Origin of the sequence: Paucibacter hankyongi (genome assembly GCF_037482915.1) — a bacterium.
Lineage (GTDB): Bacteria > Pseudomonadota > Gammaproteobacteria > Burkholderiales > Burkholderiaceae_C > Paucibacter_A > Paucibacter_A hankyongi.
Map to the genome: position 1 here is coordinate 495,649 of NZ_JBBHJX010000001.1, position 25,896 is coordinate 521,544.

Below are 25,896 nucleotides of genomic sequence, written 5' to 3' on the forward strand. Positions count from 1 at the left end.
TCACATGGCTTTGAACAGGTGCACATAGGCGCGGCTGACCGGCAACTCCCGCGCGTGCCCCTTGATGCGCAGGAACAAGCGGCTTTGTTCGTCGCGCCGCGTGCCCGCCAAATGGGCCAGATTGATCAAGGTGGAGCGGTGCACCTGCCAGAACTGCTCCGGGTCCAATTGATCGGCCAATTCGACAATGGGCGTGCGGATCAGATGCTCGCCGCTCGCCGTTTGCACTACCGTGTACTTGTCATCGGCATAGAAGAACAAGACCTCCTCGACCGGCACCTGATGCATCAAATCGCCATTGGCGGCGCGGATGAAGCGCAGCTTTGGCGCGCTTGATGTTGAAGCCTGCGGCAGCAGGCGCTGCAAGGCATCGGCCAAGCGCCGGTCATCCGTGATCGCGGGCTGCTCGGAGGCGCGGATGCGCTCCAGCGTTCGTGTCAAACGCTCCGTCTTCAGCGGCTTGAGCAGGTAGTCCAGCGCGGCGGTTTCAAAGGCTTCGACGGCATAGTCGTCATAGGCCGTCACAAACACCACGCGGGTCTTGCCTTCGATGCCCTGCGCCACCTCCAGCCCGGTCAGACCAGGCATTTGGATGTCGAGGAACGCCAGGTCGGGCTGCAGCTTGTTGATCAACTCGGCCGCTTCAACGCCGTTTTTGGCGACCGCCACAATCTCAAGCTCCGGCCAAAGTTGGCCCAATTGCTGTTTCAGGTATTGCGCCAGATGCGGTTCATCATCGGCGATCAGTGCTCGGGTCATGATGCGTTCTTGCTTGGGGTGTAGGGCAAGACCAGCGTGGCCAGGGTGCCGGTGCTTTGCTGCGTTAGCGTGAGATTGGCATTGTGCGGGTAGAGGCTGTCCAGCCGCGCACGGATATTCCCCAGGGCCATGCCTGTGCCGGCTCGCTTGCCGGGGCGCCGCGGGGCATCCAAGCCCAGTCCATCGTCATCGACCTGGATCTGCAAGCGTCCTTGCTCGACCTGCGCCCGGATCCAAACACGCCCGCCGTCCACCTTGGGCTCCAAGCCGTGATGAATGGCGTTCTCGATCAAGGGCTGCAAGAGCAAGGGCGGCAGTTCAGCGCTGCGGGCCTCGGCGTCAGCCTCGATCTTGAAGCTGAGACGCTCATTCATGCGAATCTGCAGCAGCTGCAAATAGCTCTCGGCCATGTCCAGCTCCGTGCCCAAGGTGCTGCTCTTGCCTCGCAACTGACTCAAAGAGACGCGCAAATAGTCAGTGAAAGCCTCCAACATCTGCTTGGCACGCGGCGCATCGTAGTCAATCAAGCTTTGCACATTGGCCAAGGTGTTGAACAAAAAGTGCGGCTCGATCTGGCCCTGCAGCAGGCGCAACTGCGCCTCGGTAGCCGCCAGTTGCAGGGCCTGCTGTTTGCTGCGCATCCGCCACCAGAAGACGTTGGCGCCGGTGATCAACAGGGCCAAAAAGCCGGACATGCGCAAACTCGTCGGCTGGCTTAAGAAGCTACCCAAGGCGTCAAATCGATACAGATGTCCCAGGAGAATCATCCCGAGGAAGCCGCCCAACATCGTGCCGCCAATGCCGATGGACGCCGAGAACACGCCAGCCCGCCAATTGGCCCGCCCGCCAACTTGCAAGCGCTCAATCCTGCTCTCCGACATCAAGAGCTCGGCCGTGCGAAACAAGGCATGGATGGTGTACGAAATACTCAGGCACAAAATCAGATTGGCGCCCAGGGTGTTGCGCAGCCATTGCACGTCCAGCAGCCGCCCAAGGATCAGCCCCGGCACCAGTGTGAAAAAAAGGGTGAAGCCCAGTCCGATGCCCGTGCTGATCAGCAGCCGCGCCCAAGTCGGCTCGCTTCGATGCTTGGTCAGCACCGTAAACGACTGCCACGCTTGCCGGAGGCCGCTTTTGAAGGAGTGAGTGGGGGTGTTCATGCGTCGCAGTGTAGGCAAGCCAGCCTCAGCATCAGCTGTCGCCTGCGACGAATCGACAGCCAGCAAGACGAATTGCAAACCCTCGGCCCGAGTCGACGCTGGCGCTCAGCAAGGGCCCTTACATCGAGTCGTCAAAGGGCTTGCCTACAATCCGCCGATTGTTCTGATTTCAGATTCCGTTTTTCCAATTACTTCAGGGGAAGTTCTACATGCAAGTTCACGCGTCCATCTTCAAGGCCTATGACATCCGCGGTGTCGTTGGCACGACCCTGAACGAAGAACTGGCCGAGCACCTGGGCCGCGCCTTCGGCACCGAGGCTCGCGCCTTGGGCGAAAAAGCCGTGGCCGTGGGCCGTGACGGCCGTTTGTCAGGCCCCGGTCTGGTCGCCGCGCTGATTCGCGGTCTGCAGTCCACCGGACTGGATGTGGTGGACCTGGGCGCCGTCACCACCCCGATGCTCTATTACGTGGCCGCCACTCGCGCCAAGCATGGCTGCCGCAGCGGCATCATGGTGACCGGCAGCCACAACCCCAAGGACTACAACGGCTTCAAGATGGTCTTGAAGGGCGCCGCTGTGTACGGCGAACAGATCCAAGGCCTGCGCCGCCGCATCGAGGCCGAGGACTACAAGACAGGCCAGGGCCGCAGCGCCACGATGAACATCGTGCCGGAATACGCGCACCGCATCGTCAAGGACGCCAAGCTGAAGCGCCCGATGAAGATCGTGGTCGACTCCGGCAACGGCATACCCGGCGCCAGCGCACCGGCCATCCTGCGCGCCCTGGGTTGCGAAGTGATCGACATCTATTCCAAGGTGGACGGCGACTTCCCCAACCACCACCCCGATCCATCGCGCCCCGAGAATCTGGAAGACCTGAAGCGCATCGTGCACGCCTGCGATGCCGAACTGGGACTGGCTTTTGACGGCGACGGCGACCGCCTGGGCGTGGTCACCAAGGACGGCACCATGATCATGCCGGACCGCCAGATCATGCTCTTCGCCGCCGACATCCTGAAGCGCAAGCCGGGCGCCGAAATCATCTTCGACGTCAAGTGCACCCAGCGCCTGGCCCCGTGGATCCGCGAACATGGCGGCCGTCCGCTGATGTGGATGACCGGCCACTCGCTGGCCAAGGCCAAGCTGAAGGAAACCGGCGCGCCGCTGGCCGGCGAGTTGTCGGGCCATATCTTCTTCTCTGAGCGCTGGTACGGCTTTGATGACGCGATGTACACCGCCGCCCGTCTGCTGGAAATCCTGTCGCGCTTCGCTGACCCCAGCGCGGTGCTGAACGCCCTGCCGACCAGCTTCAACACGCCCGAGATCAACGTGCCTTGCGCCGAGGGCGAGCACCATGAGGTGGTGAAGAAGCTGCTGGAAGTGGCCGAGTTCCCAGGTTCGAAAGAGATCGTCACCATCGACGGCCTGCGCGTCGAGTATGAAGACGGCTTCGGCCTAGTGCGCGCCTCCAACACCACGCCGGTGCTGGTGCTGCGTTTTGAAGGCCACACGCCTGAAGCGCTGGAGCGCATCCAGCACGATGTGCTGGCGCAACTCAAGCGCGTCAAGCCCGACGCCACCTTCGCTGCCGGGCATTGAGCCGCGTTGCCGAGACCTTCGCTGAAAGGCTCAGTCGCTGGGCCTATGCGGCGCTGCTGCGCCTGCTGACGCCCTTCTACCTGCTGCGCCTGTGGCGGCGCGGCAAGGCCGAGCCACAGTACCGCCTCAAGATGGGCGAACGTTTGGGCATTTACAGCGCAGCGGCCGACGGCCAAGCCTGGATCTGGGTCCATGCGGTGTCGCTGGGCGAAACGCGGGCGGCCGCCGCCTTGATCAGCGCGCTGCGTGAGCGCCGCCCCGGCATGCGACTGCTATTGACCCACAGCACCGCCACCGGTTTTACGGCGGGCCAGGACTTGCTGCAGCAAGGCGACGCGCAGACCTGGCTGCCCTATGACACGCCCGGCGCGGTGCGGCGTTTTCTGCGTCACTGGCGGCCCGCCATCGGCGTGCTGATGGAAACCGAAATATGGCCCTCGCTGCAACATGAGGCGCAGCGTCATGGCGTGCCCATGGTGTTGGCCAACGCTCGACTTTCGGCTCGAAGCCAGCGACGTGGCGAGCGCTTCAAGGCCTTGCTGCATCCGGCCGGCCGCAGCCTGGCCCTGGCCTTGGCACAGACGCAGGCGGACGCCGAGCGACTGAGCGCCAGCGGCGCGCCTCTCGTGCTGGTGCAAGGCAATTTGAAATTCGATATGCAGGTCGACCAGGGCCTGCTGGCCCAAGGCCGGCAGTGGCGCGCGCAACTTGGCCGCCCGGTCTTGCTGGCCGCAGTGACCCGCGAAGGCGAAGAATCGATGCTGCTGCAGGCTTGGGCGCAAGCCTGGTCTGCGGCGGCAGACCCACATGCCGCGCATCGATCTGGGCCCAAACCCTTGCTGCTGATCGTGCCCCGCCACCCGCAGCGCTTTGAGGAAGTGGCGGTCCTGATTCAAACCGCCGGCCTGACCTTGGCACGGCGCAGCCAATGGACGCAAAAACCGAGCGAGCTAGACAGCCAGGCCGAGGTCTGGCTGGGGGATTCGATGCGCGAGATGGCGCTCTATTACGCCGCATCCGATGTGGCGCTGCTGGGGGGCAGTTTTGCGCCGCTGGGCGGGCAGAACCTGATCGAGGCCGCCGCCTGCGCTTGCCCGGTGGTGATGGGCCCGCACACCTTTAATTTTGCGGAAGCCTCCGAGCTGGCGGAGGCCGCCGGCGCGGCTCGGCGAGTGGCAGATCTGCCCCAAGGCCTTCAAGCGGCACTTGAACTCTGCGGCGATGCAGTGGCTCAACAAGCCACCCGTGAACGCGCGCTCGCTTTTGCCGCTCAACACCGAGGTGCGGCGGCACGCATGGCCGAGCAAATCCTGACCCTGCTCGCGTGAATTTGCCTCGCCTCTGATCGCTCGGACCGGGCTGGTTCGCATACAGTCAAACTGAGCCCGGCGGGCTTGGGCCGTGGTGGGCCCAAGCTTCATGATCCCGGTGCGAAGGAGCGATCGGCATGCAAGGTCCGAACGAGTCAAGCCTGTCAGCGGCAGCGTCGAACGCAGCCAGCGAGGGCTCGCTCGTACTGACGAAATCGCCGTTTCGCCTGACCCGCTATTTTTCGCTGGTCTCACTGGGTTTGATTGCACTGGCCAGTTTGGCGCTGAGCTACTTCGCACAGTCATTGACGCTGACCGTGGTCAGCCATATGGCGGAGCGGCGCAATGAGGCGATGACCGCCGTCTTCATCAATGTGCTGGGGCAGGACTTCGCCGCCATCACCGACCCAAGCCAGCGACTCGATGCGACGCAGCTGCGCGCCCTGGCTGAATCGAAAGGTCTGCACCAAAAGACCGCCGCGCTGATGCAGGGCTCCGAGATCGTCAAGGTCAAGCTCTACAACAGGCAAGGCCTGACCCTGTACTCCTCCGCCCCCGCCCAGATTGGCGAAGACAAGAGCGGTAATGCTGGCTTTCAATCCGCGCTGGCAGGTAGGCCGCAAAGCCTGCTCACACACCGCGACAAGTTTGACGCTTTTGAAGGCCAGCGCGCCGATGTTGATCTACTAGGCAGCTACCTGCCGCTTCGGAAGGAGGGTCAGATCATCGGGGTGCTTGAGCTGTACCAAGACGTGTCGGGTTTCATCCTTCGGCGCGATGCTTTGCTCAAGCGCCTGGTGCTGATCGGTTTGACCACCATGCTGCTGCTCTACGCCTTGCAATTGCTGCTGGTGCGGCGTGCGCAAGGCATCTTGCACCGCCAGGAACTTGAGCTGCAGCGCACCAATGCGGAGCTCGATCAGCGCGTGCATGCGCGCACGGCCGAACTCGCCTCGGCCAAGGCCCGGCTTGAACATCTGGCCCACCACGACCCCTTGACCGGTCTGCCCAATCGACTGCTTTACCTCGACCATCTACGTCGCCAGATCAGCCGCGCGCAGCGTAATGATGAACAGCTGGCCGTGCTCTATATCGATCTGGACCGATTCAAAGAAGTCAATGACAGCCTGGGCCATCCGGTCGGGGACGAATTGTTGATTGAGGTGGCGCGACGGCTGGGCGCCATCATTCGCGGCGGGGACATACTGGCGCGCTTGGGCGGCGACGAATTTGCCTGCGTGCTGGCCTGCACCGACGCCCGTCTGGAGGCTGCCCCGGTGGCGCAAAAGCTGATTGCCGCCTTGTTGGCGCCCCTGAACCTACAAGCGCATGAATTGCAGATCTCGGCCAGCATTGGCATCAGCCTGTACCCGGCGGATGGTCGCAGTGCGGACGAGCTGTCTCAGGCCTCCGACACCGCCATGTACGAAGCCAAGCGCGCCGGTCGCAATCGCTTTCATTTCTACCAAGCCGAGATGACCACCTCAGCGCAGGACCGTGCCCATATGGAAAAGCTGCTGCGGCGCAGCTTGCAGGCCGATGAGATGGATCTGCACTTTCAGATGAAGCTGGGGCGCAAGGAGGCCGCGCCAAGCGATCTAGCCCATCAAAAGGCCCCGGCAAACAGCGTCACCGACACCACTCTAGTGCCCTGCGGCGCCGAGGCGCTGGCCCGCTGGCACAGCGCCGAGCTGGGGCAAGTGCCGCCGGCCCGCTTTATCGCCCTGGCCGAAGAGAGTGGCTTCATCGTCGAGTTGGGCGCCTGGGTCTTGCGCAAGGCGTGCATGCAGATGAAGGCCTGGCGCATGGCAGGCCTGCATGTGCCGCATATTTCGGTCAATCTCTCGGTGCGCCAATTAGAGCGACCCGATATCGTGGAACTGGTCGGCCAAGCCTTGGCAGACGCGCAACTGCCGCCCGAGACGCTTGAGCTGGAGATCACCGAGTCGGTCATCATGCATGCCGAGAACGCCATTCAAGCGCTGGCGGCCCTGCACAGACTTGGCGTGCGCCTGTCGGTGGACGATTTTGGCACCGGCTATTCCTCCTTGGCCTATTTGAAGTTGCTGCCGATACAGACGCTGAAGGTGGACCGTTCCTTTGTCATCGGCATCGGCGAGCACCTGGGTGATGAAGCCATCATCCAGGCGGTGATCGGCATGGCGCGCAGTCTGGGCTTGAGCACGGTGGCCGAAGGCGTCGAGACCGCTGCGCAGCTGGAATTCTTGCTGGCCCAGGGCTGCGACCAGATTCAAGGTTATCTCTTCAGCCGGCCCTTGGCCGCCGCCGAATTCGAGGTCAAGTGGCGCTCTAGCCTGGCCTCTCAAACAGACGTGTCAGCCGCCGTATCGCCCGAGGCCAGCAAGGCCTGAAGCCCGGCCTCATCCAGCACGGTCAGTCCCAGTTCACGCGCCTTGTCCAGCTTGGAGCCCGCCTCCTCGCCCGCCACCACATAGTGCGTTTTCTTGGACACCGAACCGCTAACCTTGCCACCGGCCGCTTCGATCAAATCTTTGGCCGCGTCTCGCGACAAGGTCGGAAGGGTGCCCGTCAGCACCAAGGTCTTGCCGAGCAAGGGCTTGGGCCCCTGCTCGGCCGCCGCGCCCTGCCCCTCGGGCCATTGCACCCCGGCGGCACGCAGTTGCTCCACCACCTCGCGGTTATGAGTCTGCGCAAAGAAGTGATGGATGCTTTGCGCCACGATGGGGCCGACATCGCGGACCTCCAGCAGTTGCTCAACGCTGGCAGCCATCAAGGCATCCATGGAGCCGAACTGTCGTGCCAAATCCTTGGCCGTCGCCTCGCCGACTTGACGGATCCCCAGGGCGAACAAGAAACGCGCCAAGGTCGTTTGCTTGCTCTTCTCCAAAGACTCAAGCAGGTTCAAGGCGCTGCGATCGGCCATGCGTTCCAGCGCTGACAGTTTGGCCACACCGAGCTTGTAGAGGCCCGGCAGGCTGCTGACGATGCCTTCATCGACCAACTGTTCCACCAATTTGTCGCCCAGGCCTTCGATGTCCATGGCGCGGCGACCGGCAAAGTGCAGCATCGCCTGCTTGCGCTGGGCCGGGCAGAAGATCCCGCCAATGCAGCGATAGTCCATGCCGCCGCGCTCGCGCAGCACCTCGCTGCCGCAAACCGGGCAAGCGCGAGGAATCCGAAAGTTAGGCACATAGCTGGCGCGAGCCGCTGGCACACGCCCCACCACCTCGGGGATCACATCGCCGGCGCGCCGAACAATCACTTGGTCGCCCACCCGCACGCCCTTGCGCCGCAGCTCAAAGATATTGTGCAAGGTGGCGTTCGATACCGTGGTGCCACCCACAAAGACCGGCTCCAGCTTGGCCACCGGCGTCAGCTTGCCGGTTCGGCCAACTTGAATCTCGATGTCGTTGAGGCGCGTCACTTGTTCTTGCGCCGGGTATTTGTGCGCCACTGCCCAACGCGGCTCGCGGGTTACAAAGCCCAGGCGCTGCTGAAGAACCAGGCTGTTGACCTTGTAAACAATGCCGTCGATATCAAAGGCCAGACAGTCGCGCTTGGCACCCATGGCTTGATGAAACACCACCAAGCCTTCGGCGCCTTGCACTACAGCACGGTCGGCACAAACCGGCAGGCCCATGGCGGCCAAGGCGTCCAGCATTGCGCTGTGCGTGGCGGGCAAGTCCCAGCCCTTGACCTCACCCAGTCCATAGGCGAAGAAACTCAAGGGGCGCTGTGCCGCCAAGGCCGGGTCCAACTGCCGCACCGCGCCCGCTGCGGTGTTGCGCGGATTGACGAAGGTCTTCTCGCCGGCCCGGCGCTGCCGCTCGTTCAAGGCCTCGAAATCATCGCGGCGCATATAGACTTCGCCGCGGACTTCCAAGACCGGCGCTTCCACGCCATTGAGCCGCAGTGGGATCTGACCGATGGTCTTGATGTTTTGCGTGACGTCTTCACCGGTCTCGCCGTCGCCCCGCGTGGCCGCTTGCTTCAGCAGCCCAAACTCATAGCGCAGATTGATGGCGAGGCCGTCGAACTTCAGCTCGGCAGCGTATTCCACTGCTGGCGCCGCCTCGTCCAACTCGAGCTGCTTGCGCACCCGCTGGTCAAAGCTGTGGGCGCCGCTGGCTTCGGTGTCGGTTTCGGTGCGGATGCTGAGCATGGGCACGGCATGCCGCACCGGTGCGAAGCCTTCCAAGACCTTGCCAATGACGCGCTGGGTCGGTGAGTCTGGCGTTAGCAGTTGGGGGTGCTGCGCTTCCAGGGCCTGCAGCTCCTGGAACATGCGGTCGTACTCGGCATCAGGCAGGGTCGGTGCGTCCAGCACATAGTAGAGATGGGCGTGGTGGTTCAGGCTGGCGCGCAACTCGGCGGCGCGCAATTCCGGCGCTTGGGGTTCAGGCAATTCACTCATGGCCGTGATTGTGGCTGAGCTGACTGCAACTGCGCCGCCTTGACGATATCCGCCAACCAGTCCATCACCACGCGCACCCGCAGCGACAGATTGCGGCGGTTGGCATACAGCAGATTCAGCGGCATAGCCGGCGCCTCGAACTGCGGCAGAACTTCCACCAAAGCGCGGCTGCGCCCATGCGCCGAAGGCTGCAGCATGGGCACTTGAATGATGCCCAGTCCCGCCAGACAGGCGGCCATATAGGCCTCAGCGTTATTAACGGTGACAGCGCCCTCCATCGCCATGCTTTGCACCTGACCATCAGCGTCCAGGTATTCAAAGCCAGCGGATTTGGCGCCCAGATTCCCTACAAAGTGGATCAGCCGGTGGTCACGCAAATCGTCCAGGCTTTGCGGAGTGCCAAAGGCCTTCAGGTAAGCAGGGCTGGCGCAATTGACTTGGCGTAGCAGGGCCAGCGGGCGCGCCACCAAGCTGCTGTCCACGACTTCGCCGGTGCGCAAGACGCAATCAAAGCCCTCGCGGACCAGGTCCACGCGGCGCTCAGTACTGCTAAGTTCCACAGACAAGAATGGATGGGCCGCCAGCAGCTCCGGCAAGCGCGGTATCACCACATCGCGGGCCAAGGCGGTGCTCATGTCGATGCGCACCCGGCCACTGAGCCGGGATGCGCCGGCCTGATCTTTCTGCACAAACAGGGTCTGCAACTCGTCCATATCGGCCAGCACATCTTTGCTGCGCTCGTAATAGACCTGGCCGTCTTGGGTCAGTTGCACGCGTCGGGTGGTTCGGTGCAAAAGCCGCGTTCCAAGTTCATTCTCCAGTTGCTGAACAGCAATGGACGCATTGGCCTTGGGCAGGCCCAGGCTGGCTGAAGCTGGCCAACTCGGCGACCCGGTGAAAGATTTTCAATCGCTCTAGCGGATTCATTGGTGCGAAATTGCTAAACAGATAAATCATATTCTGCTGATTTATGTCGAATTCGGCAATCAATAAAGTTCAGCCATCCCAACACTGCAACTCAAGTGGAGCCCAAGCCAATGACAAGCAACACTCACCCAATCTCGCCCATCGCCCTCATCACCGGCGGCAGCCGCGGCCTCGGCAAAAGCACCGCACTTCGTCTGGCCGCGCAGGGCAGCGACATCATCCTCACCTACCGTAGCCAGCGCGCGGCCGCCGAAGCCACCGTGGCCGAAATCCAGGCGCTCGGCCGCCGCGCCGTGGCTTTGCCGCTCGATGTGAGGCGCAGCGCCGACTTCGAAGCCTTTGCCGCTTCGGTACGACAAACCCTGGCCGACGCCTGGCAGCGCGAATGCTTTGACCACTTGGTCAACAACGCCGGTGAAGGTGTGCACCAAAGCCTGATGGACACCAGCGAAGCGCAGTTCGATGCCTTGTTTCAGGTGCACCTGAAGGGCGTGTTCTTTCTGACGCAAAAACTCTTGCCGTTAATGAATGACGGCGGCCGCATCGTCAACATCTCCACCGGCTTGACCCGCTTCGCCCTGCCCGGCTACGCCGCCTATGCCGCAATGAAAGGGGCGGTTGAAGTGCTGAGCCGCTATATGGCCAAGGAATTGGGGCCCAGAGGCATTGCCGTCAACACGCTCGCACCGGGCGCCATTGCCACCGACTTCGGCGGCGGCGCCGTGCGCGACAACGCGCAGGTGAACGGATTCATCGCATCGCAAACCGCGCTCGGCCGCGTGGGCCAACCGGAGGACATCGGCGGCGCCATTGCCGCCTTGCTGAGCCCCGGCAGTGCTTGGATCAACGCGCAGCGCATCGAGGCCTCGGGCGGCATGTTTGTCTGAATGAGCGCCGCCGTATCAGGCGGCCTCATGCCAGTTCAGCTCGCGTCTTTGGGGTCAACCGGCGGCGCTGCAGCCACCCGCGCAATCATCACCTGATCGACGCGGTGGCTGTCCACGTCCACCACCTCAAAGCGCCACCCCTCCCAGACCACTTGATCGGTGCGCCGGGGGATGCGGCGCAACATCACCATCAAGAAGCCGGCCAAGGTGTCGTACTGGCCGGCATGCGGCCAAGTTTCAAACTCCAAGGCGCGCTGCACATCGGGAATCGGGGTGATGCCGTCCGCCAAGAAGGAGCCGTCCTCGCGGCGCACGATTTGCTGCTCTTCGTCATAGGATGCCACCAGATTGCCCATCACCGTGCTCATCACATCGTTCAGCGTGATGATGCCGACCACCAGGCTGTACTCATTGACGATGACAGCAAAGTCCTCTAGCTTTTCGCGGAACTGCGACAGCACTTCAGACAGCGTCAAACGGTCCGGCACGATCAGCACCTTCTTGACCAAACCCTCGGCGCTCAGCTCAATCGGTTCGCCGCGCAGCACGCGCTGGAACAGCGCGGTGGCGTCGACATAACCGACCACCTGATCGATCTCGCCTTCGCAGACCAGATAGGTCGAAAACGGCTGCTCGGCAATGCGGGTGCGGATGATGGCATCGTCATCGGTGAGCGAGAAGTAGGCGATGCGCTCCCGCGTGGTCATCGCGCTCTCCACCCGGCGGGTGTCCAACTCGAACACGTTCTCGATCATCTGCTGCTCGGCATCAGCCACCACGCCGGCCTCATTGCCGGCTTCGGCCAGGGCCAAGATGTCCAGATGGGTGATGCTGTTGTCGCGCACCACTGGGCGGCCCATCAGCCGGATCAAACCATCGGTCAGGGAGCTGAAAGCCCAGGTCAGCGGCTTGAGCAAGGTGACCAGACCCAGCATGGGGCCGATCACCGCCATGGCCATGCGTTCCGGCTCGCTCATCGACAGGCGCTTGGGCACCAGATCGGCCAGCACGATGAACAAGGCGGTGATGCTGGCGAAAGACAAGGCAAAGGCCAAGGTTTCGGCCTGCTCAGGCGCCATCAGCAATTGCAAGGCGGCCTGGTAGTGCGGCGTCAAAGCGCCTTCGCCGACGATACCGCCCAAAATCGCCACGGTATTGACGCCGATCTGCACCACGGTGAAGTAGTGGCCCGGCTGCTCTTGCACCTGCAAGACGCGCTCGGCGCGCGATTCGCCTTCATCGGCCAGCTGACGCAGCTTCAGACGACGCGAACCGGCCAGCGAAATCTCTGCAATCGAGAAGAATGCACTGCTGGCGATCAAGGCGGCAATCAACAACAGACTGGTAAGCAAACGGCTACTCCTGGCTGAGCGGGTGTTCGGCGGATGATGGCCTCAAACTTAACTGAACAAGCGCCGTGCCGCCAGCGAACCGGCAGCCAAATCACGCGAGGCCAGCGCGCGGTACAGCGTGGTCAACTCCTGGCCGATCGCGGCAAAGGCGTGCAGATTGAGAATTTGCCCGCGGTCGTCGCAGATGTCGGCCTCGATGTCGCGAGCCAAGCCGCGCGCCGCTTCTTGCCAAGAGGCAAAAGGCTCCAAGGCCTCCGGCGTTTGCGGCACATCCAGCGAGAGCGAGATTTCACGCAGCGAAGACTGCTGCGGATTCTCAGCCAAGGCGGCTTGAGGCTCGAAGTTCAGGCACAAAATCGGCGGCGCGCCCTCATCTGCCGAAGCCATCACCAAGCGCCCCGGCATGGCGCCGGGCACAAAGCCATGGCGCAAGGCCATCTGCTGCACATAACCCAGCGTCCAAGCGGCCGTTTTGGCACGCAAAACAATCGCCAGCTGCGCATCATGGTCGCCAGCAAAATGGTCCAACTCGCGAGCGCGGCCCACCACATCCAGCATGTCGGGGAACTGCACAAAAGCCCCGATGCCATCGGCAAAGCCCTGCACTTTTTGCACGAACTCCGAATACTCGATTTCGTTCATCGCACCATTGCGATTGGCCATTTGCACACCGGCCTGAAACTCGCCGTAGCGCTGCCCCGGCGTGGGCAGTTCCCAATCGCCGGTTTCGGCATTCAGACCTTCGATGTGGAAGGGCTTGGTGCCAGCACGGCGGCTGCCGGGCAGGTGCGAGAGCGCCATTTCGCCGCTGATGGGCGTGTCCAACGTGATGGTGGCAATCGCGTCGATCAAGGCGTCAATGCGGGCCGAGGGCTTGCGAGGCGCACGCGCGACCACCGGCACGGTTTCGTCCAAGCTCGGCGCCTCGGCGCTGGGCTGCATATCGTCCAGGCCGGGTTCGACGCGCGTGCCGCCGCCATCCATCATCGGTTCCAACTGCACCTCGGCACGGCGCGGCCCGGCCTTGCGGGCGGTCCAAGCGCCATGCGCCACCACACCGACCAATACCGCGCCACCCGCAACGGCAAGCATTTCAGTCAAAGTCATCGCGTCAAGCCTCCGCCATGGCCAAGGCCTTGTCCATATCCACCGCCACGATGCGGGAGACACCCTGCTCCTGCATGGTCACACCAATCAGTTGTTCAGCCATTTCCATTGCAATCTTGTTGTGTGAGATGAAGAGGAACTGAGTTCCGCTGCTCATCTCGGCCACCAGCTTGGCATAACGCTCGGTATTGGCGTCATCCAGCGGCGCGTCCACCTCGTCCAACAAACAGAACGGGGCGGGGTTGAGTTGAAAGATCGCGAACACCAAGGCGATCGCGGTCAGCGCCTTCTCTCCGCCCGAAAGCAGATGGATGGTGCTGTTCTTCTTGCCCGGCGGCTGGGCCATCACCTGCACGCCGGCGTCCAAAATTTCGTCGCCGGTCATCACCAGCTTGGCCTGCCCGCCGCCGAAGAGCACCGGGAACATGCGGCCAAAGTGCATATTGACTTGATCGAAGGTCGCGCCCAGCAGGTCGCGAGTCTCCAGGTCGATCTTGTGAATCGCATCTTCCAACGTCTTCATGGCCGACATCAGGTCGGTGCATTGCGAATCCAGGAAGGTCTTGCGTTCGCGGGCTGCGGTCAGCTCATCTAACGCCGCCAGATTGACGGCGCCCAGGGCTGCAATCTCGCGGTTGATGCGATCGATCTCGCCTTGCAAGCCGTAGAGCTTGACCTGGCCTGCTTCAATGCCTTGGGCCAGCGCCTCCAGGTCGACAGCGGCCGCCACCAGCTGCTCCATATACTGCGCGCCGCCCAACTGTGCAGCTTGTTCTTCCAGCTGCAGCTTGGTGATGCGGTCACGCAGCGGGTCCAGGCTGCGCTCAAAGGTCAGGCGCTGCTCATCGGCCTTGCGCAGGCGCAGGGTCAGATCGTCATAGCCGCTGCGCACGGCGGCCAAGGCTTGCTCACGCTCCATCTTCAAGGCCAGCGCATCTTGCAGGCCAGCTTGAGCGGCCGCGTCATTGAGCGTTTCCATCTCGCGCTGCAGGCTCTCCGTGGACTGGCTATTGGTCTGCATCTGCGCTTGCGCGGTCTCGATGGCGCGTTGCAACTCGCCGCGACGCGAAGCCAGCGCTCGGGCGCTGTACTGCGCTTCTTGGGCTCGCCGCTCCAGCGCGCGCAGTTGCTCACGCGCTTCGCCCAAGCGGCGCTCAGCCAGCAGCGTCGCGTCTTCCAATTCGGCGTGGCGCTCCTGCGTGGTGGCCAGCTGGATGTCCAACTCCTCAAAGCGCGCTTCGCCGGTGACGCGGCGCTCCTGCAATTCTTCGGACTGCGCGTCGATCTCGAACAACTCTTCTTCCAGCTGCGAACGGCGGCTGCTGGCGGCTTCGGCTTGCTGCGTCAGGCGCAGCAATTCCACCTGCAATTGATGGGCGCGCGTCTGCGTTTCAGCCGCTTCGCGGCGCAAATGCTGCAAGCGCTGCGAGGCCTCGGAATACGCGGCTTCGGCGCGTACCAAGGCGCTCTTGGCGTCGTCGGTGATCATGGCCTGGGCGCGCAGCTCCAAAATCAGGTTCTCGATCTCTTGAGCGCGCGCCAACATGCCGGCCTGCTCGGTGTCTGGGGCGTAAAAGCTGACCGCGAACTGGCTGATGGCATGGCCCTGCGGCGTCATGATCAGTTCGCCATGGGTCAGCCGGGCGCGATTCGCCAAGGCCTCTTCCATGGAAGAAGCGGTGTAGACACCTTCCAGCCAGTCATTCAGCAAGGCCTTCAAGCCAGCATCATCCAAGCGCAGCAAATCGCTCAGCCGTGGCAGGGTTTCATGCGTGTTGGCGATCGCTGCCGACGGGGGCGAATAAAAAGCCAAACGGGCCGGCGGCGCGTCTTGCTCAAAGGCGCGCACCGTTTCCAAACGCCCAACCTGCAGGGCACTCATGCGCTCACGCAGCGCGGCTTCCAAGGCGTTCTCCCAGCCGGCCTGGATGTGCAGCCGGGTCCACAAGCCTTGCAAACCGTCCAGGCCATGCTTGGCCAACCAGGGCAGCAGCTTGCCTTCGGTCTGCACTTTTTCTTGCAAGGCCTTCAATGCTTCCAAGCGCGCCGACAAGGCCGACTGCTTGGCCATTTGCTGATTGGCGTCTTGCTGGGTGTTGCGGCGTGCGTCTTCATAAACCGGCACTTGCTCGGACAGCTCATGCAGGCGCGCATCGGCCATTTCTTGCGCCTCGGTGGCGGCGTCGCTTTGACGCTTCAAGTCGGCCAGGCGATCTTGCTCGGGCGCGGCCAGACCTTGGCGCTCGGCCGCCAGGCGCTCGCGCCGGGTACGCAGCTGGCGCGACTGCTCGTCAACGCTGCGGCTCTCAGCAGCCAGCACCTGAATCTGCTGCTGCACCTGCACGACCGCCGCGCGCTGCTCATTGGCGCGGTTTTGTGCCGCACGCACCGCGTCTTCCGCATTCGGCAAATTGGCGCCCTGCTCTTCGGCTTGGGCGGCGAGAATTTCACTTTGCTCTTCGGCGGTGGCGATTTGCTCGGCAATCGTCTCCAGCTCGGCCTGGGCTTGCAGCGAGCGCTCTTCCCATTGCTGGCTTTGCGATTTCAGATCCGAGAGGCGGGCCTCAACACGCTGGCGGCCTTCAACCACATAGCGGATCCGTTCTTCCAGGCGGCTGACTTCCAACTGAGCCTCGGCAAAGCGGCCTTGGGAGGCATGCAACTCATCCCCGGCCGCGTAATGGGCTTGGCGCACCGTCTCCAGCTCGGCCTCGACCTGGCGCAACTCGGCCATGCGCGATTCGAGCGCGTTGACGGCCTCCAAATGCTCGGTCTTGACGCGACCTTGCTCAGAAGTCGCATCGCGATGTTTGAGGAACCAAAGCTGATGCAGCTTCAGCGTGCCGGCGTCTTGCAAGCTGCGGTAGCTGGCGGCCACCTCGGCCTGCTTTTCCAGCTTGTCGAGATTGGTGTTGAGCTCGCGCAGGATGTCGTCCACGCGGGTCAGGTTTTCGCGGGTGTCCTTCAGCCGGTTCTCGGTCTCGCGGCGCCGCTCTTTGTACTTGGAGACGCCGGCGGCTTCTTCCAAGAACATGCGCATCTCTTCCGGCTTGGATTCGATGATGCGGCTGATGGTGCCCTGGCCGATGATGGCGTAGGCACGCGGCCCGAGGCCCGTGCCCAGGAACACGTCCTGCACATCGCGGCGGCGCACCGGCTGGTTATTGATGAAGTAGCTGGAGGTGCCGTCACGGGTCAACACGCGCTTGACCGCGATTTCGGCGAACTGATTCCATTGCCCGCCGGCGCGGCCGTCTTCATTGGAGAACACCAGCTCAACGCTGGAGCGGCTGGCCGGCTTGCGATTGCCCGAGCCGTTGAAGATGACGTCCTGCATGGACTCACCTCGCAACTCGGACGCCTTGCTTTCGCCCAGCACCCAGCGCACCGCGTCCATGATGTTGGACTTGCCGCAACCGTTCGGCCCCACCACGCCCACCAGCTGCCCCGGCAACTGAAACACCGTCGGATCGGCAAAGGACTTGAAGCCCGAGAGCTTGATCGAATTCAGACGCATGGGTGCGAGATGAGGTGAGCCCGATCGCCCAAGCCCCGCTTGCCGCCTTAGGCCTCCCGGGGGCTCCAGCAATCGTTGCTAAGCCATTGATTTATTTATACAAAAGCGCCACAGGCGGGCGCTTTGTCTGGGCTGGATGATACCATCGGGGCCTCCCCCTTCTACTCATGAGCGTGAGCATCAGCGGGCTGCTTGTCGGCCCCATGTCGCGCCGCACTGAATTCATGGCCAAGAACAGCCCGACCGTCAAAGAAGCCAAGCAAGCGCCTAAGCCTAGCCTTAAGTCTTCAGCCAAGCCCGCCAACAAGCCTTCCAACAAGGCCAGGCAAGACCTTGAACTCGAGGCCAAGACGCGCAAGGTCTTGAAGCTAGCGCCCAAGACGGGCACCGCAGGCAAGGCGTCTTCCGCTGCGGCCAAACCGCGCAAGGCGGCTGCCACGGTGATCGAAAGCCAAGTCAGCATGGAGATGGCGCCCAAGCAGCGCGAAATGCCGCCCAACCCGCCCTCGCGACCCAGCAAAGAGTTGCACGCCTTCCCTAACCCGGCGCCCGAGCGCGACTATGTGATCCAGTTCCAGGTGCCCGAGTTCACCTGCCACTGCCCGCTGACCGGCCAGCCCGACTTTGCGCACTTCACCATCGACATGATTGCGGACAAGTACTGCGTCGAGCTGAAGAGCCTGAAGATGTACTTCTGGAGCTATCGCAACGAAGGCGCTTTCCACGAGAAGGTCACCAACACCATCTTGGAAGACATCGTCAAAGTGACGAATCCGCGCTTCATCCGCATCACCGCCAAGTGGTATGTGCGCGGCGGCATCTACACCAATGTGGTGGTGGAGCATCGCAAAAAGGGCTGGCAGCCGCTGCCTCGGGTGGACTTGCCCGAGCACGGCTTCCAATCGGGCCTGCTGGCTTAACTAGGCCCAGTCGGCAGCGCAAGAGCTTCGACCTTGGCTTTTCCCACCAGCAGCAGCCATCAGCTGAGCGCGGTTCGTGTGCGGCGCAGCCGCATCGACGGCTTTGGTGTCTTTGCGGACGAAAGCGTGCCGCAGGGCGCCAAGCTGGGGGAATTGACGGGCGAAGCTATCAGCGTGGCCGAGGCCAGGCGGCGCGCCGAGGGTCGGCAGCGCATCATGCTGGTTGAAATCTCGGCCAGCCGGGCGATTGATGCCACCCGCTCCGACGACCCGATGCGCTTCACCAACCACTCTTGCGCGCCCAACGCCCGCATTGCGGTGGAGGCCGGCGCCATCGAGTTCTTTGCCTTGCGCGATCTGCAAGTGGGCGAAGAAATCACGGTGGCTTATGGCGCGACTCACCACGAAGGACGGCTGGCCTGCCGCTGTGGCCAGCCCGGCTGCGCTGGCTGGCTTTGAACAGCGCGGCCGCCTTGCGTGGCGAAGGCAGGCAAGTGCCCAAGCCATGAAGACCAGCCATCAAGAAAAGACCGAAAGAACGTACATGACGCCTCCCGCCTCGCACAACCCCTTGCTGGACAAGCTGCACCCCTACCCCTTCGAGCGCCTGCGCGCACTGAATGCAGGCATCCAGCCCAATCCAGCCTTGCGCGCTATCAGCCTGGGTATTGGTGAGCCCAAGCACCCGGCGCCGCAGCTGATCGAAGACGCGCTGATCGCCAGCGTGAAGACCCTCTCGGTCTACCCGGCCACCGCCGGCGAGCCGCGCTTGCGCGAAGCCATTTGCCAATGGCTGCAGCGCCGCTACGGATTGGCATTGGATCCCGCCAGCCAAGTGCTGCCGGTGAACGGCTCCCGCGAGGCCTTGTTCGCCCTGGCCCAGACCGTCATCGACGCCAGCCGGCCGGGCGCCACCGTGGTCTGCCCGAATCCCTTTTACCAAATCTACGAAGGTGCAGCGCTGCTGGCCGGCGCACAAACAGCTTTTGCCAACAGCGACCCGGCCAAGAACTTCGCCGCCGACTGGAGCCAGATCGACGCTGACACCTGGGCCAAGACTCAGTTGCTCTACGTCTGCTCCCCCGGCAACCCGACCGGCGCGGTGATGCCGCTGCAAGAGTGGAAAACACTGTTCGAGTTGAGCGACCGCTATGGCTTCGTGATCGCGTCTGACGAGTGCTATTCGGAGATCTATTTCCGCGAAGAGGCGCCGCTGAGCGGCCTGCAAGCCGCAGCACAGCTGGGTCGCGGCGATTTCCGCAATCTGATTGCCTTCACCAGCCTGTCCAAGCGCTCCAATGTTCCGGGCTTGCGCAGCGGCTTTGTGGCCGGCGACGCCGCCCTCATCAAGAAGTTCCTGCTCTACCGCACCTATCACGGCAGCGCCATGAATCCGATGGTGCAAGCCGCCAGCATCGCCGCCTGGGGCGATGAGGCCCATGTGGTGGCCAATCGCGAGCAATACCGCGCCAAGTTCGCCCAGGTCACGCCGCTGCTGGCTCAGCATATGGAGGTGGCCCTGCCGGATGCCGGTTTTTACCTCTGGGCCGCCGTGCCCGCCCACATCAACGGCGGCTGCGACATTGCCTTCGCCCAGGGCTTGTTGGCTCAATACAATGTCGCGGTATTGCCGGGCAGCCTGCTGGCGCGTGAAGCGCATGGTGTCAATCCTGGTGCTGGGCGTATCCGTCTGGCGCTGGTAGCGGAAGTGGGCGAATGCCTGGAAGCCGCACAGCGGATTGCCGACTACTGCCGCGCTCACCCAGCGCCGGCAGTGGCTGTTTGATTGACCCCAAGCCCTTCTCCTTTGCCCCTGTTCATTCCTTTCAGCGCTCAATAGCTCATGACACAAAATCTGCAATCCACCATCGAACTGGCCTGGGAAGGTCGCGCCAACATCACCACCAGCAACTCGCCCGAAGTGCGCGAAGCCGTTGAGCATGTGATGGCCGAGTTGGACGCTGGCCGCCTGCGCGTGGCCGAGCGCCAGGGCGTGGGCCAGTGGACTGTGCACCAGTGGCTGAAGAAGGCCGTGCTGCTGTCCTTCCGCTTGAACGACAACCGCCTGATGGGCGCTGGCGACACTACCTTCTTCGACAAGGTCCCCACCAAGTTTGGCGGCTTAAGCGAAGACGCAATCCGCGCCATGGGCGTGCGCGTGGTGCCGCCCGCCGTAGCACGCCGCGGCAGCTTCTTGGCCAAGAACGTGATCCTGATGCCCAGCTACGTCAATATCGGCGCCTATGTCGATGAAGGCACCATGGTGGACACCTGGGCCACGGTCGGCAGCTGCGCCCAGATCGGCAAGAACGTGCACCTGAGCGGTGGCGTGGGCATCGGCGGCGTGCTGGAGCCGCTGCAAGCCAACCCCACCATCATTGAAGACAACTGCTTCATCGGCGCCCGCTCCGAAGTGGTGGAAGGCGTGATCGTGGAAGAAAACTCGGTCATCTCCATGGGCGTTTACATCGGCCAAAGCACACCGATCTATGACCGCGAAACCGACACTGTCAGCTACGGCCGCGTGCCCGCCGGCTCGGTGGTGATCAGCGGCAGCCTGCCCAAGAACGACGGCAAGTACAGCCTCTACGCCGCCATCATCGTGAAGAAGGTCGACGCCGGCACCCGCGCCAAGACCAGCATCAACGACCTGCTGCGCGCCTAATCTCGGCCAGCAGCAGCGGCGACAACAAAAGCGATCAACAAGGCAGCGGGAGGCGCGCAATGAGCAGCGGAAACATGGAGCGCATCCTGCGCCTGATGGCGGACAAGGGGGCGTCCGACGTTTACTTGTCCGCCAATATGCCGGTGTTGATCCGCCTGAACGGGCAAATCGTGCAGTTGTCCGATCAGGTGCTGTCACCCACGCAACCGCGCCAACTGATTGCCGAAGTGGTGGAGCCATCGCAAATGGCCGAGCTCGATGCAAGCGGAGAGTTGAATCTGGCCGTGTCGGTCAGCAAGGTCGGCAGCTTTCGTCTGTCCGGCTTTCGCCAGCGCGGCACCATAGCCGGCGTGTTCCGCCACATCCCGCACAACATCCCCAGCCTGGAAAGCCTGAACCTGCCGCCGGTGCTGGGCAAGTTGGTGCAAGAAAAGCGCGGCTTGATCCTGATGGTGGGCGCCACCGGCACCGGCAAGAGCACCACGCTGGCCTCCATGCTGGAGCAGCGCAACCAGACCATGACCGGCCACATCCTCACCATCGAGGACCCGCTGGAATACCTGTTCACCAACAAGCGCTCGGTGGTGAATCAGCGCGAGGTGGGCCGCGACACGGCCAGTCTGCAAATTGCGCTGAAAAATGCGCTTCGCCAAGCACCCGACTGCATCTTGATTGGCGAAATCCGCGACCGCGAGACCATGACGGCGGCGATTTCCTATGCCCTGTCAGGACACCTGGTGCTGGCCACTTTGCACGGCAATAACTCCTACCATGCACTGAACCGGATTTTGTCTTTCTACACGCCCGAGTCGCGCCCGGCGCTGCTGAACGACTTGGCGGCTGGGTTGAAATCCATCGTCTCGCAACGCCTGGTGCGCGCCGCCGCCGGCGGGCGAATTCCGGTGATCGAGATCTTGATCAACTCCAAGCTGATCGCCGAGTTGATCGAGCAAGGTGACTTTGCCGGCGTCAAGGAGGCGATGGAGAAGTCAATTGCCGAGGGTTCTCAGAGTTACGAAGAGCATTTCGCCAAGCTGATCACCGAAGGCACCATCACCCGCGAAGAAGGCCTAGCCTTTGCCGACTCTCCCACCAACTTGCTCTGGCGCTTGCAGAACGACGCGCCGGGCAGCAACAAGCCCGCCGCCAAGCCGCAAGAAAAGGCCAGCGACGAAGCCAGCTTCACCGAAATCACCCTCGATGTCCGCCAGGACTGAGGCTCAGCTCACAAGAACAACAACGATGTCTGACACTCTTGCCCTTTTGGAGGCGCTGATTGCGCGCCCCTCGATCACGCCCGATGACGCCGGCTGCCAAGACCTGATTGCGACTCGCCTGCAAGCGCTGGGCTTTGAGATCGAACGCATGGACAGCGGCCCCGACAATTTCCGGGTTCGCAACCTCTGGGCCATCAAGCATGGCAGTGCCGCAAATCCTGCCGTGATGATGTTGGCCGGCCACACCGATGTGGTGCCGCCCGGTCGGTTGGACAGCTGGACCTCAGACCCCTTTGTGCCCAGCTACCGCGACGGCCGGATCTACGGCCGCGGTGCCGCCGATATGAAGGGTTCGGTCGCCGCCATGGTGGTGGCCGCCGAAGAGTTTGTGCAGGCTCACCCCACCCACGCCGGCAGCTTGGCATTTCTGCTGACCAGCGATGAAGAAGGCCCCTCGGTCGATGGCACCAAGGTCTGCTGCCAAGTGCTGCAGGCGCGCGGGCAAAAGCTGGACTACTGCATCGTCGGCGAGCCCACCTCGGTGGACCAAGTCGGCGATATGCTGAAAAACGGCCGTCGCGGCACCCTCAGCGGCAAACTGCGCGTCAAGGGCATTCAGGGCCATGTGGCCTATCCGCAGCTGGCGCGCAATCCGGTCCATCAGGCTGCCCCTGCCCTGGCTGAGCTGGCGGCCACCGAGTGGGATGCAGGTAACGCCTATTTCCCCGCCACCACCTTCCAGATCTCCAATATCAATGCCGGCACCGGTGCCACCAATGTGATCCCCGGCGAGATGGTGGTGGATTTCAATTTCCGCTTCTCGACCGAGTCCACGCCGGAAGGCCTGAAATCCAAGGTGCAGGCCCTGCTGGCGCGCCATGGTTTGGAGTACGCGCTCGACTGGACCTTGGGCGGCGAACCCTTCCTGACCCCGGAAGGCAGTCTGAGTGCGGCCATCAGCGCAGCCATCCTGGCCCAGACCGGTTTGCAGACGCAGCTGTCGACCACCGGCGGCACCTCCGACGGTCGTTTCATCGCCAAGATCTGCCCGCAAGTCATCGAGTTTGGCCCCATCAACGCCAGCATCCACAAAATCGACGAGTACCTGCCCGCCGACAGTCTGGAGCCGCTCAAAGAGATTTATCGACGCACGCTGGAGAACCTGCTGCTGTGAAGCTGATTGACTGCATTGAACTGAACGCCGCCCGCCTGACCCAGGCGGGCGTTTCCTTTGGGCATGGCACCACCAATGCGTTCGACGAAGCGGCTTGGCTGGTTCTGTGGCGCTGCGGCTTGGCCCTGGACAGCCTGGATGAGCATGAGCAGCTGGAGCTGACGACCGAACAAGAACAACAGATCACGGTCTTGTTGGATGAGCGCATCAGCAGCCGCAAGCCGGCCGCCTATCTGACCCGCGAAGCCTGGCTGCAAGGCATTCCTTTTTATGTGGACGAGCGCAGCATCGTGCCGCGCAGCCTGATCGCCGAACTGATTGCCGACGCGTCGATTGACGCCTGGCTCTCAGACCAAACCCAGCGTGTGCTGGACCTGTGCACTGGCAATGGCTCTTTGGCCGTGCTGGCGGCCATGGCCTGGCCCGAGGTGACGGTGGACGCCATTGATCTCAGCCCAGACGCCTTGCAGGTCGCGCGCATCAATGTCGACAAGCATGAGTTGGGCGCGCGCATCCGCTTGCTGCAGGGCGACGGCCTGAGCCCCGCAGCGGGTCAGCGCTATGACTTGATCCTGTGCAACCCACCCTATGTGAACAGTGACTCGATGAGCAAGCTGCCGGCCGAGTACCGCGCAGAACCCGAGTTAGCGCTGGCCGGTGGCAGCGACGGCATGGACTTTGTGCGTGGCCTGCTTGCCCAGGCCAGCCAGCACCTCAGCCCCCATGGCGTGCTCGTGCTGGAAATCGGCAATGAGCGCGAATATTTTGAAGCGGCATTCCCGCAGTTAGAAGTGGCTTGGATGGAAACATCGGCCGGAGAAGACCAAGTCTTGCTCGTCACCCAAGAAGAACTCACAAAGAAAAACCAGGACTTGCAAGCATGATCACCTTACGCAATATCACGCTGCGACGCGGCACCAAGGTCGTGCTCGACGACGCTTCCGTCACCCTGCAACCGGGCGAAAAAATCGGTCTGGTGGGGCGCAATGGCGCCGGCAAGTCCAGCTTGTTTGCGATGCTGACCCACCGCCTGCAAAACGATAAAGGCGAGGTGGACATTCCGCGCCAATGGGCCGTGGGTGAAGTGGCGCAGAACATGCCCGAAACCGATATGCCGGCCACCGACTATGTCTTGGAAGGCGACACCCGCTTGATGGCCGCGCGTGCGGCACTCGACGCCGCTGAAGCCGCCGAAGATGGCCACGCCATGGCCGATGCGCATGCCTTGCTCAGCGATGTGGGCGCCTTCGATGCTCGCCCGCGCGCGCAAGCCCTGTTGATGGGCTTGGGCTTCAAGGGCGAACAGGTCGATGCGCCAGTGAATAGCTTTTCGGGCGGCTGGCGCATGCGCTTGCAGCTGGCTCGGGCGCTGATGTGCCCGGCCGACTTGATGCTGCTGGACGAACCCACCAACCACTTGGACTTGGACGCCTTGGTCTGGCTGGAAGCCTGGCTGCAACGCTATGAGGGCACGCTGATCGTCATCAGCCATGACCGCGAGTTCTTGGACGCCATCACCCGCGTCACCCTGCACCTGGACGAGGCCAAGCTGATCCGCTACGGCGGCAACTACACCACTTTTGAGACAATGCGCGCCGAGCGCATGGAGCAGCAAGCCGCCGCTTTTGGCAAGCAGCAAGAGCGCATTGCTCACTTGCAAAAGTTCATTGACCGTTTCAAGGCCAAGGCCAGCAAGGCCAAGCAGGCACAAAGCCGCGTCAAGGCCCTGGAGCGTATGGAAAAGTTGGCGCCGGTGCTGGCTTCCGCGGACTTCTCATTCGAGTTCCGCGAGCCGCTGAACCTGCCCAACCCCATGCTGATGTTTGATGAAGTGGCCTGCGGCTACGACACCGACGAAGGCGAGAACGTCATCGTGCGAGGCATCAACCGCTCGGTGCTGGCCGGCCAACGCATCGGCATCTTGGGCGCGAACGGCCAAGGCAAGTCCACGGTGGTGAAAACCGTGGCCCGCATGCAGCGCGCCATGGGCGGCAAGATCACCGAGGGCAAGGGTCTGACGATTGGCTACTTCGCTCAGCAAGAAATGGATGTGCTGCGCCCCGATGAAGGCCCGCTGTCACACATGGTGCGTCTGGCCAAAGAGGTCAGCCCAAATGCACGTGAACAGGAGTTGCGCGACTTCTTGGGCCAGTTCCGCTTTGTCGGGTCCATGGTCAATCAGGAAGTGGGCTCATTGTCGGGGGGCGAAAAAGCCCGTCTGGTCTTGGCCATGTTGGTTTGGCAGCGCCCCAACCTTCTGCTCTTGGACGAACCGACCAACCATTTGGACTTGAACACCCGCGAGGCCTTGTCCATGGCCTTGAACGAGTTCGAGGGTACGGTGATGTTGGTCAGCCATGACCGGGCCTTGCTGCGCGAAGTTTGCGATGAATTCTGGCTGGTCGCCAAGGGCGTGGTGGCGCCGTTTGATGGCGACCTGGACGACTATCAGAAGTGGCTGCTGGAACAATCGAAGGAAGCCGCCAAGGCCGCCAAGGAAGCGGCGAAAGCCGCGCTCAAGAACGCCAGAAATTCCAGCAAGTCACCAGCGGCTGCACCCGCGGCCGCACCAACGCCAGTGGCCACGCCCATCGCGGCAAAAGCCCCCGCCGGCCGGGAAGACCGCAAGGCCAGCGGCCAAGCGCGGCAAAAATTGGCCGAGCAAACCAAGCCACTTCGCCGCGAAATGGAATCCATTGACGCCAAGTTGAACAAGCTGGCCGATGAGCGCAGTGCGGTCGAGGCGCAATTGGCGGCCGGAACCGCCAATCCTGCCCAGATCGCGGAACTGGGCCGCCGATTGAAATCAATCGGTGATGAACTGGCTGAAGCAGAGATGCGTTGGCTGGAACTCAGCGCAGAAGTAGACGCGCTGCACGCAGCCGGCTAAGGGGCAGTGCCGCCGAG

Annotated in this window: 18 protein-coding genes, 1 pseudogene and 1 riboswitch; of the genes and pseudogenes, 12 read left to right on the forward strand and 7 right to left on the reverse strand. The window is 62.7% G+C overall.

Going from position 1 to position 25,896, the window contains the following annotated elements:
• Both WG899_RS02200 and WG899_RS02205 read right to left on the reverse strand, forming a co-directional pair.
• Nucleotides 1-759: a LytR/AlgR family response regulator transcription factor gene (locus WG899_RS02200; RefSeq protein ID WP_339593977.1), complete on the reverse strand. Its 759-nt coding sequence runs from the start codon at nucleotides 757-759 to the stop codon at nucleotides 1-3.
• Nucleotides 756-1,919, reverse strand: coding sequence for a sensor histidine kinase (locus WG899_RS02205; protein WP_339593978.1), 1,164 nt, complete (start codon nucleotides 1,917-1,919; stop codon nucleotides 756-758). Before WG899_RS02205 ends, WG899_RS02200 begins: the two co-directional genes overlap by 4 nt.
• 209 nt (nucleotides 1,920-2,128) lie before the next feature.
• Here WG899_RS02205 and WG899_RS02210 point away from each other — a divergent pair, with 209 nt between their 5' ends.
• From WG899_RS02210 to WG899_RS02220, 3 genes are all read left to right on the forward strand, one after another.
• Nucleotides 2,129-3,517 carry a phosphomannomutase/phosphoglucomutase gene (locus tag WG899_RS02210; RefSeq protein WP_339593979.1) on the forward strand — a complete coding sequence of 463 codons (1,389 nt, stop codon included), beginning with the start codon at nucleotides 2,129-2,131 and terminating at the stop codon, nucleotides 3,515-3,517.
• On the forward strand, nucleotides 3,514-4,845 hold the full coding sequence (locus WG899_RS02215; protein ID WP_339593980.1) for a 3-deoxy-D-manno-octulosonic acid transferase: 1,332 nt from the start codon (nucleotides 3,514-3,516) through the stop codon (nucleotides 4,843-4,845). The genes WG899_RS02210 and WG899_RS02215 overlap by 4 nt, the downstream gene beginning before the upstream one ends.
• Before the next feature lie 119 nt (nucleotides 4,846-4,964).
• Nucleotides 4,965-7,199, forward strand: coding sequence for a putative bifunctional diguanylate cyclase/phosphodiesterase (locus tag WG899_RS02220; RefSeq protein ID WP_339593981.1), 2,235 nt, complete (start codon nucleotides 4,965-4,967; stop codon nucleotides 7,197-7,199).
• On the opposite strand, the gene ligA is transcribed toward WG899_RS02220, so the two are convergent.
• Together ligA and WG899_RS02230 are read right to left on the reverse strand one after the other, a co-directional pair.
• Nucleotides 7,151-9,223, reverse strand: coding sequence for an NAD-dependent DNA ligase LigA (ligA, locus tag WG899_RS02225; RefSeq protein ID WP_339593982.1), 2,073 nt, complete (start codon nucleotides 9,221-9,223; stop codon nucleotides 7,151-7,153). The two genes, WG899_RS02220 and ligA, sit on opposite strands and share 49 nt — an antisense overlap.
• Nucleotides 9,220-10,150 (reverse strand): annotated as a pseudogene (locus WG899_RS02230) (LysR family transcriptional regulator). The gene ligA and the pseudogene WG899_RS02230 overlap by 4 nt, the downstream one beginning before the upstream one ends.
• Nucleotides 10,151-10,260: 110 nt before the next feature.
• On the opposite strand from WG899_RS02230, the gene WG899_RS02235 reads away from it, so the two are divergent.
• The gene (locus WG899_RS02235; RefSeq protein WP_339593983.1) at nucleotides 10,261-11,037 is read left to right on the forward strand and encodes an SDR family NAD(P)-dependent oxidoreductase; all 777 of its coding nucleotides are present in this window, start codon (nucleotides 10,261-10,263) and stop codon (nucleotides 11,035-11,037) included.
• A 35-nt stretch (nucleotides 11,038-11,072) separates the two neighbouring features.
• Here WG899_RS02235 and paeA read toward each other — a convergent pair whose 3' ends face one another.
• The 3 genes from paeA to smc are packed head-to-tail and all read right to left on the reverse strand — an operon-like array spanning nucleotide 11,073 to nucleotide 17,013.
• Complete coding sequence (gene paeA, locus WG899_RS02240; protein WP_339593984.1) at nucleotides 11,073-12,389, reverse strand: polyamine export protein PaeA; 1,317 nt, start codon at nucleotides 12,387-12,389, stop codon at nucleotides 11,073-11,075.
• Nucleotides 12,390-12,437: 48 nt separating this feature from the next.
• A complete protein-coding gene (locus tag WG899_RS02245; protein WP_339593985.1) occupies nucleotides 12,438-13,481 on the reverse strand; it encodes a cell division protein ZipA C-terminal FtsZ-binding domain-containing protein in 1,044 nt (347 codons plus the stop codon).
• A 19-nt stretch (nucleotides 13,482-13,500) separates the two neighbouring features.
• On the reverse strand, nucleotides 13,501-17,013 hold the full coding sequence (gene smc / locus WG899_RS02250; protein ID WP_339593986.1) for a chromosome segregation protein SMC: 3,513 nt from the start codon (nucleotides 17,011-17,013) through the stop codon (nucleotides 13,501-13,503).
• Nucleotides 17,014-17,501: 488 nt separating this feature from the next.
• Between smc and queF the strand changes: the two genes are divergently transcribed.
• The 8 genes from queF to WG899_RS02290 all read left to right on the forward strand — a co-directional run bounded on the left by queF (nucleotide 17,502) and on the right by WG899_RS02290 (nucleotide 25,879).
• Complete coding sequence (gene queF / locus WG899_RS02255; RefSeq protein WP_263537471.1) at nucleotides 17,502-17,933, forward strand: preQ(1) synthase; 432 nt, start codon at nucleotides 17,502-17,504, stop codon at nucleotides 17,931-17,933.
• A gap of 43 nt (nucleotides 17,934-17,976) precedes the next feature.
• A riboswitch (Fluoride riboswitch) is annotated at nucleotides 17,977-18,041 on the reverse strand.
• A complete protein-coding gene (locus WG899_RS02260) occupies nucleotides 18,012-18,392 on the forward strand; it encodes an SET domain-containing protein (RefSeq protein WP_339593987.1) in 381 nt (126 codons plus the stop codon). Its footprint overlaps the riboswitch before it by 30 nt.
• Nucleotides 18,393-18,438: 46 nt before the next feature.
• Nucleotides 18,439-19,719: a succinyldiaminopimelate transaminase gene (gene dapC / locus WG899_RS02265; RefSeq protein ID WP_339593988.1), complete on the forward strand. Its 1,281-nt coding sequence runs from the start codon at nucleotides 18,439-18,441 to the stop codon at nucleotides 19,717-19,719.
• A gap of 57 nt (nucleotides 19,720-19,776) precedes the next feature.
• On the forward strand, nucleotides 19,777-20,598 hold the full coding sequence (gene dapD / locus WG899_RS02270; protein ID WP_339593989.1) for a 2,3,4,5-tetrahydropyridine-2,6-dicarboxylate N-succinyltransferase: 822 nt from the start codon (nucleotides 19,777-19,779) through the stop codon (nucleotides 20,596-20,598).
• Nucleotides 20,599-20,657: 59 nt separating this feature from the next.
• Nucleotides 20,658-21,815: a PilT/PilU family type 4a pilus ATPase gene (locus tag WG899_RS02275; protein WP_339593990.1), complete on the forward strand. Its 1,158-nt coding sequence runs from the start codon at nucleotides 20,658-20,660 to the stop codon at nucleotides 21,813-21,815.
• 25 nt (nucleotides 21,816-21,840) lie between these two features.
• The gene (gene dapE / locus WG899_RS02280) at nucleotides 21,841-22,989 is read left to right on the forward strand and encodes a succinyl-diaminopimelate desuccinylase (protein ID WP_339593991.1); all 1,149 of its coding nucleotides are present in this window, start codon (nucleotides 21,841-21,843) and stop codon (nucleotides 22,987-22,989) included.
• Complete coding sequence (gene prmB, locus WG899_RS02285) at nucleotides 22,986-23,873, forward strand: 50S ribosomal protein L3 N(5)-glutamine methyltransferase (RefSeq protein WP_339593992.1); 888 nt, start codon at nucleotides 22,986-22,988, stop codon at nucleotides 23,871-23,873. The genes dapE and prmB overlap by 4 nt, the downstream gene beginning before the upstream one ends.
• Nucleotides 23,870-25,879 carry an ABC-F family ATP-binding cassette domain-containing protein gene (locus WG899_RS02290; protein ID WP_339593993.1) on the forward strand — a complete coding sequence of 670 codons (2,010 nt, stop codon included), beginning with the start codon at nucleotides 23,870-23,872 and terminating at the stop codon, nucleotides 25,877-25,879. The genes prmB and WG899_RS02290 overlap by 4 nt, the downstream gene beginning before the upstream one ends.
• Nucleotides 25,880-25,896 lie beyond the last annotated feature (17 nt).